Genomic DNA, 8,239 nt, shown 5'->3' on the forward strand with positions numbered 1-8,239 from the left:
ATCACGCAAATCCTGGCTGTAAGACCGGGCCATGGGATTCCTCCCTCGCAATCACGCTCGTAGACTCGCACGAGCGTGGCCGTTTGGGAATCCCAGCCGAATCCGAATTCACAGAACTTGCTCTAGCTGACGACTTCCGAACCGTCGAGCAGGGCGCGGCTGGCGGCGATGATAGCGCGCATGGCGGCGTCGTGATCGAAACGGTCCCTGGGAAATTTGCGATCGTTCAGCGCAGCGCCGTCGGGGCCGGCGATCCTGAGATGCGGATCGACGCCAATGCCTTCGATCTGCCCCTTGAAAACCAGCCTGTTTTCAACCGTCGTTTCGTAGATCGCGAATTTGATGCTCGACGAACCGGCGTTGATGACCGCGATGCAATCCGCCATGTTCACCTTCCTGGCATGACATGACGCTTCATTCCGTCGGCGCGTCTTGAGCGCGCTCACGCAATCGAGGCGGACGCCGATTTCCGGCGCGCGGCGGCGACCATGACCGCCACCGCGCATGACGCGAGGCGGGTGATGACCGAGTCGGCGCGGCTCGTGAGAATGATGGGCGCGCGCGCGCCGAGCACGATGCCCGCGGCGTCGGCGCCGGCCAGGAAGGACAGGCTTTTCGCCAGCATGTTGCCGGCTTCGAGATCGGGAACGGCGAGCACATTGGCGCGCCCGGCGACAGGCGAAACGATCTTTTTTATCGCCGCGGCTTCCGGGCTGATCGCATTGTCGAGCGCCAGCGGGCCGTCGAGAATGGCGCCCGTGATCTGGCCGCGTTCGGCCATTTTGCACAGGGCCGCGGCCTCGATGGTCGAGGGCACTTTCGAGTTCACGGTCTCCATGGCGCTGAGGATCGCGACGCGCACGTCCTCCACGCCGAGCGCATGAGCGAGGTCGATGGCGTTCTGGATGATATCGACTTTATCCTCCAGCGTCGGGGCGATGTTGATCGCGGCGTCGGTCACGATCAACGCGTCGGGATGGTTGGGCACGTCCATCACGAAGCAATGGCTGATACGCCGGGAGGTGCGGATTCCTGCCTGTTTCGACACCGCCGCGCCCATCAGTTCGTCGGTGTGCAGGCTGCCCTTCATCAGCGCCTCGACCTTGCCGCTCGACACCAGCTCCACGGCCTTGGCCGCCGATTCATGGCTGTGCTGCGCATCCACGATCTCGACAGCCGTAAGATCGAGTCCGGCCTTGGTTGCGATGGCGCGGATGCGCTCGGCGGGACCGACGAGGATCGGCTCGATCAGGCCAAGCTCCTTCGCCTCCACCGCGCCGGTCAGGGAGACTTCGTCGCAGGGATGGGCCACGGCGACCTTGATCGTGTTTTCCTTCTTTGCGGCGGCGATCAGGCGCTCGTATTTTCCATGGCGCTCGCTCGCGGCAGGATTTGCAAGATTGGCGGGATTCACAAAATCGGCAGGATTCGTAATATTGGATTGTCCCGTCATTGCGCGCTCTCCCTGTGCCGATTTGACTTTTTCATTGCCGGCCGCGGCGAACGTCGCCGCACCCGCTCGCCTTGCGATCGCAAGCTGATGATCGGCGCTCGGGCGCATAAAGTGTCGCAGCGGCCATCGTCCCTGCCAATAAGCAAATGTGATCGGCGAGCCTCTTTATTCCGCTCCGCGCGAGGGCGGCATGGCCTTGAAACGTTCGATCGGGGTTCGCGTGTTGAACAGCATTCGGTTCCGGTCGAGCTGCTCGTCCAGACCGGCGCGCTGCGCCATGTCGAGCGCGACAGGGTTCAATCCCGCGAGCCAGACGGTCGCGCCGCCTCCCGCGCCGTCGTCTGATTGATCCCGTAGCGCTTCGCCAGCGTCCTCAGGCTCTCTCGACTATTCCGTATCGCTCAATGGACCGACTCTGTCGTTGTGGCGCTCGCCTGAAGACCCTGGCCCATAGCGCATCCTTCCATTCCGGAGAAAAGATTGCGCCAGCAAAGCTTGGGATCAACATCCAGATTGGACTCGGTTCGACAACAGCGTGTGCGGGGCCCCGCATTCAAATCCTACGCAAATCAAAACAAAAGCCCCGCCTTGTTGTGAAGGTGGGGCTTTTGTTTTGATTTGGCGGGCGCTTTCGCTGTTTGGGGTCTGACGCGACAGACGCTCGCGGATTTACTCAACCGGCGTTCAGAAAAGCGCGCCAGCCGCCGAATTCGGTGATCTCGCGCGCTCCTGCCAGGGCGTGGCTTTCGCAGAGGAATCCTGTGATCTGCCGGCCGCTGGCGAGCATCACCTTGCCGACGCCAAGCGGCGCGGGAATGGCGTTGACGAAACGGCCGAAGGACTCCGCCGGCAGCGACCAGACTTCGACCTCCAACCCCGGCCCCGAAAATCCGGGCTCGTGGATCAGCCCAGGCTTCGGCGGCGCGGTGTTAGCGAGCGCATAGAGCCGATAATCGGGCGCGGTGCGCGTCGCTTCGACCAACCAGCCCCCGCCTTGCGTGAGCTGCCAGTTAAGCGGCTGCCCGGAAAGATGCGCGCCGACCACGACGATTTCGATGCGGTCGCCGAGTTGTGCTTGCGCCTGTCCGACGACAGGTTCTCGCGTCGCGCCGGCGCCGCAGCCCATCGCCGCATGGAAGGCGGCGGCCAGCGGGGCGAGCGCCTCATCGCTCTGCGCGGGGCCGATCAGCGTGACCCCGAAAGGCAGCCCGTCGGCGCGGAAGCCCGCGGGCACGGCGATCGCCGCCATGCGGCAGAAATTGACGAAATTGGTGTAGCGGCCGAATTGCGCGTTCAACCGCACGGGATCGGCCCGCATCGCCGCCACCGTGTGAATGGTGGGCGAGGTCGGCAGCAGAAGAAGATCGAATGTCTCGGCTTCTTTCGCCGCCACGCGCAACAGCTCCTGCAGGCGGTATTGTCCCCGGAAGGCGTCGGCGGCGGTGAATGTCTTCGCGCTTTCAATCAGGCCGCGTACGGTCGGGTCGAGCGCTCCAGGGTTTCGCGCAAGAAAGGGCTCGATGGCCGCGAGCCGCTCGGCAAGCCACGGTCCCTCGTAGAGCAATGCGGCGATTTCGGCGAAGGGCGCGTAATCGAATTCCACAATGGTCCAACCGAGGCTTTCGGCCTTTGCAATGGCTTGCGCGTAGAGCTTCGCATTTTCGGCGTCGCCAAAAAATTCACGATGCTTGGCCATCAAAACGCCGACGCGCGGCTGAGGCGGCAGGCTTATTTGCGCGGGCGCGACGGAGTAGCAATCCTCCGCATCGAAACCGTCGAGCACGCGGCGCACCGCCACACCGTCGGCGACGCTCGCGGCGAAAACATTGACGCAATCGAGGCTGCGGCAGGCGGGAACGACGCCGGTCGCGGGAACGAGGCCGGGCGTCGGCTTGACGCCGACAATATTGTTGAAAGCCGCGGGCACGCGCCCTGACCCGGCGGTATCCGTGCCGAGCGAAAAGCTCACCAGTCCGCGCGCCACCGCGACCGCCGAGCCGGAGGATGAGCCGCCGGACACGTAATTCCGGTCAAACACGCAACGCGGCGCGCCATAGGGCGAGCGCGTGCCATTCAATCCTGTCGCGAACTGATCGAGATTGGTCTTGCCGACGAGCAAGGCGCCCGCCGCCCGCAGCCGCGCCACGACCGTCGCATCCTTGGCGGCGCGATAGGCATATTCCGGACAGGCTGCTGTGGTCTCCATGCCGGCGACGTCGATATTGTCCTTCACCACATAGGGAACGCCCCAAAGCGGCAGGCTGGCGGGATCGGGGGAGCGCGCGAGCAGGTCGCGCGCGGCGTCGCGCAGATCGGCGGGCGCGACGCGGCTGATGAAAATCGCGGGATCGTCGCAAGCGTCGATGCGCGCGAGAACCTCCTCCACGACATCGAGAAGGGTTGGCGGATTCTCCGCATAACGGGCGCTCAGTGCGGTGAGGGTGAACAGGGCCATCACACTTCCTCCAGCGCGCAGACCAGGTCGCCGGCGCGCAAGGTCTGGCCCGGCTTGACCAATTGGCTGCGGACGATGCCGCGCGCCGTGGCGGCAATGGAAATCTCCATTTTCATCGATTCGATCACCACCAAAGTCTGTCCGATTTCGACGTGATCGCCCTCGGCGACCCGCCATTGCCAGACATTGCCCGGCGCTTCCGAGAACTGGCCGATACAGCCGTCCGGAACCTCGCCGCCCGAGCCAAGCGCGGCCGCAGCCTCGTCGAGCGGCGCCTCGTCGATCCGGGCGTCGCGCCAGCGTTGCCGCTCGGCCTCGAAAGCCGCCTGCTGCCTGGTCTTGAACGCTGTGATTCCAGCCGATTCACGGGCGAGAAAGCCCTTGTAATCGGCGTAGGAAAACTGTGTCTCCTCGATCTTAAGCGGATAGGCGCCATGCGGGAAGGCGGCGCGCGCCTCAAGCAATTCCTCGGCGCTGACCGGGAAGAATTTGATCTGGTCGAAGAAGCGCAGCAGCCACGGCGCGCCCGGCGCGAATTCCGGCGTCGAGCGCCAGCTGTTCCACATCTGGATGGTGCGGCCGAACAGCTGATAGCCGCCGGGCCCTTCCATGCCATAGACGCACATATAGGCGCCGCCGATGCCCACTGCGTTTTCCGGTGTCCAGGTTCGCGCCGGATTATATTTGGTGGTGACGAGGCGGTGGCGCGGATCGACCGGCGTCGCGACGGGGGCGCCGAGATAGACGTCGCCGAGGCCGAGCACCAGATAATTGGCGTCGAAGATAATGTTCTGCACGGCCGCCTCGTCGTCGAGGCCGTTGATGCGCCGGATGAACTCGATATTGGACGGACACCACGGCGCATTCGGGCGCACGAGGTCCTGATATTTTCGCATGGCGAGCTGCGCCTGCGGATCGTTCCACGACAAGGGCAGATGCACGATGCGGCTCGGGACCTTCATCGTTTCGGTCGAGGGCATGTCGGCCTCGATTTCCCGCAAGGCGCCCAGCAATTTTGCGCGCGACAAGGTCTTGCTGTCGTAATGCACCTGCAGCGAGCGAATGCCGGGCGTCATGTCGATCAGGCCGGAGAGTTTCGCGTCGCGTACTTTCTGCGCCAGCAGATGCACGCGCATGCGCAGCCCGATGTCGAGCGACATGGCGCCATATTCGACCAGAAGATTGTCGTCGCCAGCGCGGCGATAGACCGCGGGAATCTCGCCCTCGACCTTGCCGAGAATGGCCGAGCCCGGCGCGACTTTGACCGTGGGACCGGCGACGGGATCGACGGGACGCGCGATGGCGACGAAGCGGAGCTTGTCGCCCGGCTTGAGCTGGCCGAGCTTCCACAAATCTTCGCGCGCGGTCACGGCGGGGCAGACGAAGCCGCCGAGGCTCGGGCCGTCCGGGCCGAGCAGGATCGGCATGTCGCCGGTGAAATCGACTGCGCCGATCGCATAGGCGTTGTCGTGGATATTGGACGGGTGCAAGCCCGCTTCGCCGCCATCGGACCGCGCCCATTTCGGCTTGGGTCCGGTGAGGCGCACGCCGGTGCGCGCCGAATTGAAATGCACCTCATATTCGGCGGAGAACAAAGTATCGATGTCTTCGTCGAGGAAGAAATCCGGCGCGCCGTGCGGGCCGTAGATGACGGACAGGCGCCAATCGTGCGTGAGCGCCGGCAGTTCACCCTCGCGGGCGGCGCGCGGCGCGTCGGGCGTGGGGGCGTCGCCGAAATGCAGCACGTCGCCGGCCTTGAGCGCGCCGACGGCATGGCCGCCGAAGCCGCCGAGCGTGAAGGTCGCGCGAGAACCCAGAAACTCTGGCGCGTCGAAACCGCCGCGCAAGGCGAGATAGGTTCGAAGACCCGGTCCTTCCACGGCGCCGACGGTCAGCACCTGTCCGGCCTTCGCCTCATGCGGGAGATTGTTGGCGATTTCCGCGCCATCGAGCGTCGCCTTCATCCGCGCGCCGGCCAGCGCGAAAATCGCGTCAGAATTGAAGCGCAATGTGGCGCCGCGCGCGGTCATTTCCAGCGCCGTTATGGTTTCCACATTGCCGACGATGCGATTGGCGAGGCGGAAGCTTTTCTCGTCCATCGGGCCGCTCGGCGGCACGCCGACATCCCACAGGCCGAGCCGTCCAGGAAGCTCCTGCACCGTCGATTGTGCGCCTGGGCTCAACACGTCGAGCGAGCGCGGCCGGAAGGCGAAATGCGGCAGCACATTGGTGGCGACGTCGCCGCGCGCGAACACATCCGACGCGGCGATGGCGCGCAGATAGGTGAGGTTGGTTTCGATGCCGCGAACCCGCGTTGCATCGAGCGCAGCGCGCAATTTCTCAAGCGCCTCGTCGCGCGTTGCGCCGTGGACGATGACCTTCGCCAGCATCGGATCATAATTGGCTGTAACTTCGGCCCCGGTCTCGATCCAGCCGTCGATGCGCGCATCGTGCGGAAAGGAGACCTCCGTCAGCAGGCCGGCGCTGGGGCGGAAATTGGCGGCGGAATTTTCGGCATAGAGACGCGCCTCCATCGCCGCGCCGCGCGGGACCAGATTTTCATTGCCGGTCAGCACATCCTCGCCCGCCGCCTGACGGATCATCCATTCCACGAGATCGACGCCAAACACGGCTTCGGTCACCGGATGCTCGACCTGCAGGCGCGTGTTGACTTCGAGGAAATAGAAATCGTCTCGCGCGACGTCATAGATGAATTCGACCGTGCCGGCGGATTCGTAGTTCACCGCGCGGCCGAGGTCGCAGGCCGCCTCGCGCAGGCGCGCCCGAAGCGCGTCCGAAAGCCCCGGCGCGGGCGTCTCCTCGATGACCTTCTGATTACGCCGTTGCAGCGAGCAATCGCGCTCGCCGAGCGCGATCACGCGGCCCTTGCCGTCGCCGAAGATCTGCACCTCGACATGGCGCGCGCGCGCGACGAAACGTTCGAGAAAAAGCCGCGCGTCGCCGAAGCCGGCTTGCGCCGTACGCTGCACGCTGTCGAATTTTTCGCGCAGGGATTCCGGCCCCTCGCAAAGCTGCATGCCAATGCCGCCGCCGCCCGCCGTGCTCTTCAGCATCACCGGATAGCCGATCTTCTCCGCGCCGGCCAAAGCCTCTTCGATCGTATCGAGAATGCCCGTGCCAGGCAGTAGCGGCGCGCCGGCCTTCTCCGCAATGTCGCGCGCCGTGTGCTTGAGGCCGAAGGCGCGCAAATGCTCGGGTCGCGGGCCGATGAAGGCGATTCCCTCCGCCGCCAGCTTCTCGGCGAAGGCGACATTTTCCGACAGGAAGCCATAGCCCGGATGCACCGCCTGCGCGCCAGTCCGCTTGCAGGCCTCGATGATCTTGTCCGCCAGCAGATAGCTCTCGGCGGCGGGCGCCGGGCCAAGGCGCACGGCTTCGTCGGCGTCGAGCACCGGGCGGGCGAAGCGGTCGGCGTTGGAATAGACGGCGACGCTTTTCACGCCCATTTTCCGCAAGGTGCGGCCGATCCGGCCGACGATCTCGCCCCGGTTGGCAATCAGAACCTTGTCGAACATTTACGCCTCCAGCGCTTCCCAGATCAGAGCGCGCACCGGCGTCGGAATGAAGCCGTTGCAGGGGTTGTTGATCTGCGGGCAATTGGAGATCACGCAGAGAATGTCCATTTCGGCGACCAGCTCGACATAATCGCCGGGCTTGGATTCGCCGTCGACGATGGCGAGATTGCCGTCCGGCTCGACCGGGACATTCATGAAGAAATTGATGTTGGGAACGACGTCGCGCTTGCCCATGCCGTATTTGCTGACTTCGAGGACGAAATTCTCGCGGCAGGCGTGCTGGTATTTCACGTGATGGCCGAAGCGGACCGTATTGCTTTCGCAGGAACAGGCGCCGGCGGATGTGTCGTGCGCGCCGCCGGTATTGGCGACGATGCGCGCCATCACGCGACCTTCGTTGGAGACGAGCGCGGTGCCGATGACCACATAGGCCGAGCCCTGCTCACGCAACGTGTCATTGGCCGAATAGCGCTCGGAAAAATCCTCGGCATTGTAGAACAAAGTGTCCACCGCCTGCTGGCCGTAGCTGTCGACGATGCGCAAGGTTTGGCCTTTGCGCAGGATATGGGACCAGGGCTTGGTCGCCGGAATCTCGAAATCGTGGATCGCGCCGGCGGGATCGCGGGACGAGGGCGCGCAGATGAATTGGCTCATGGTTCTCTCCCGTCAGGCGCGCGCGGCGTCGGTATTTTCGAAAGCGCGGATGCTTTCCGCACTGCCCGTACGGCAGAAATCGTCCGCCGGAACCGGCAGGCGATAGCGGGTCAGCTCGATCGCGCCGGGGGCGTAGTCCGG

6 protein-coding genes and 1 pseudogene are annotated in these 8,239 nt (G+C 64.6%); all 7 read right to left on the bottom strand.

Annotated features, from left to right (window positions below):
- Positions 1–122 precede the first annotated feature (122 nt).
- The 7 genes and pseudogenes from ACE3S9_RS10645 to ACE3S9_RS10675 all read right to left on the bottom strand — a co-directional run bounded on the left by ACE3S9_RS10645 (position 123) and on the right by ACE3S9_RS10675 (position 8,098).
- Positions 123–386 (bottom strand): hypothetical protein, encoded by a 264-nt coding sequence (locus ACE3S9_RS10645; RefSeq protein ID WP_374546433.1) that lies wholly within the window; start codon positions 384–386, stop codon positions 123–125.
- Positions 387–442: 56 nt separating this feature from the next.
- Positions 443–1,453: a phosphate acetyltransferase gene (locus ACE3S9_RS10650; RefSeq protein ID WP_374546434.1), complete on the bottom strand. Its 1,011-nt coding sequence runs from the start codon at positions 1,451–1,453 to the stop codon at positions 443–445.
- A 165-nt stretch (positions 1,454–1,618) separates the two neighbouring features.
- On the bottom strand, positions 1,619–1,753 hold the full coding sequence (locus ACE3S9_RS10655) for a hypothetical protein (RefSeq protein ID WP_374546436.1): 135 nt from the start codon (positions 1,751–1,753) through the stop codon (positions 1,619–1,621).
- 35 nt (positions 1,754–1,788) lie between these two features.
- Positions 1,789–1,905, bottom strand: a pseudogene (locus ACE3S9_RS10660) (IS481 family transposase); the annotation flags it as partial.
- 221 nt (positions 1,906–2,126) lie between these two features.
- On the bottom strand, positions 2,127–3,908 hold the full coding sequence (gene atzF, locus ACE3S9_RS10665) for an allophanate hydrolase (RefSeq protein WP_374546437.1): 1,782 nt from the start codon (positions 3,906–3,908) through the stop codon (positions 2,127–2,129).
- Positions 3,908–7,444, bottom strand: a complete 3,537-nt coding sequence (gene uca / locus ACE3S9_RS10670; RefSeq protein WP_374546438.1) for an urea carboxylase — start codon at positions 7,442–7,444, stop codon at positions 3,908–3,910. Before uca ends, atzF begins: the two co-directional genes overlap by 1 nt.
- Positions 7,445–8,098 (bottom strand): urea amidolyase associated protein UAAP2, encoded by a 654-nt coding sequence (locus ACE3S9_RS10675; protein ID WP_374546439.1) that lies wholly within the window; start codon positions 8,096–8,098, stop codon positions 7,445–7,447.
- Between the last annotated feature and the right edge of the window lie 141 nt (positions 8,099–8,239).

Source organism: Rhodoblastus sp., from assembly GCF_041915505.1.
Lineage (GTDB): Bacteria > Pseudomonadota > Alphaproteobacteria > Rhizobiales > Beijerinckiaceae > Rhodoblastus.

Coding starts and splice junctions, on each gene's coding strand:
- ACE3S9_RS10645 (WP_374546433.1), bottom strand. CDS start 386: ATGGCGGATTGCATCGCGGTCATCAACGCCGGTTCGTCGAGCATCAAA.
- ACE3S9_RS10650 (WP_374546434.1), bottom strand. CDS start 1,453: ATGACGGGACAATCCAATATTACGAATCCTGCCGATTTTGTGAATCCC.
- atzF (WP_374546437.1), bottom strand. CDS start 3,908: ATGGCCCTGTTCACCCTCACCGCACTGAGCGCCCGTTATGCGGAGAAT.
- uca (WP_374546438.1), bottom strand. CDS start 7,444: ATGTTCGACAAGGTTCTGATTGCCAACCGGGGCGAGATCGTCGGCCGG.
- ACE3S9_RS10675 (WP_374546439.1), bottom strand. CDS start 8,098: ATGAGCCAATTCATCTGCGCGCCCTCGTCCCGCGATCCCGCCGGCGCG.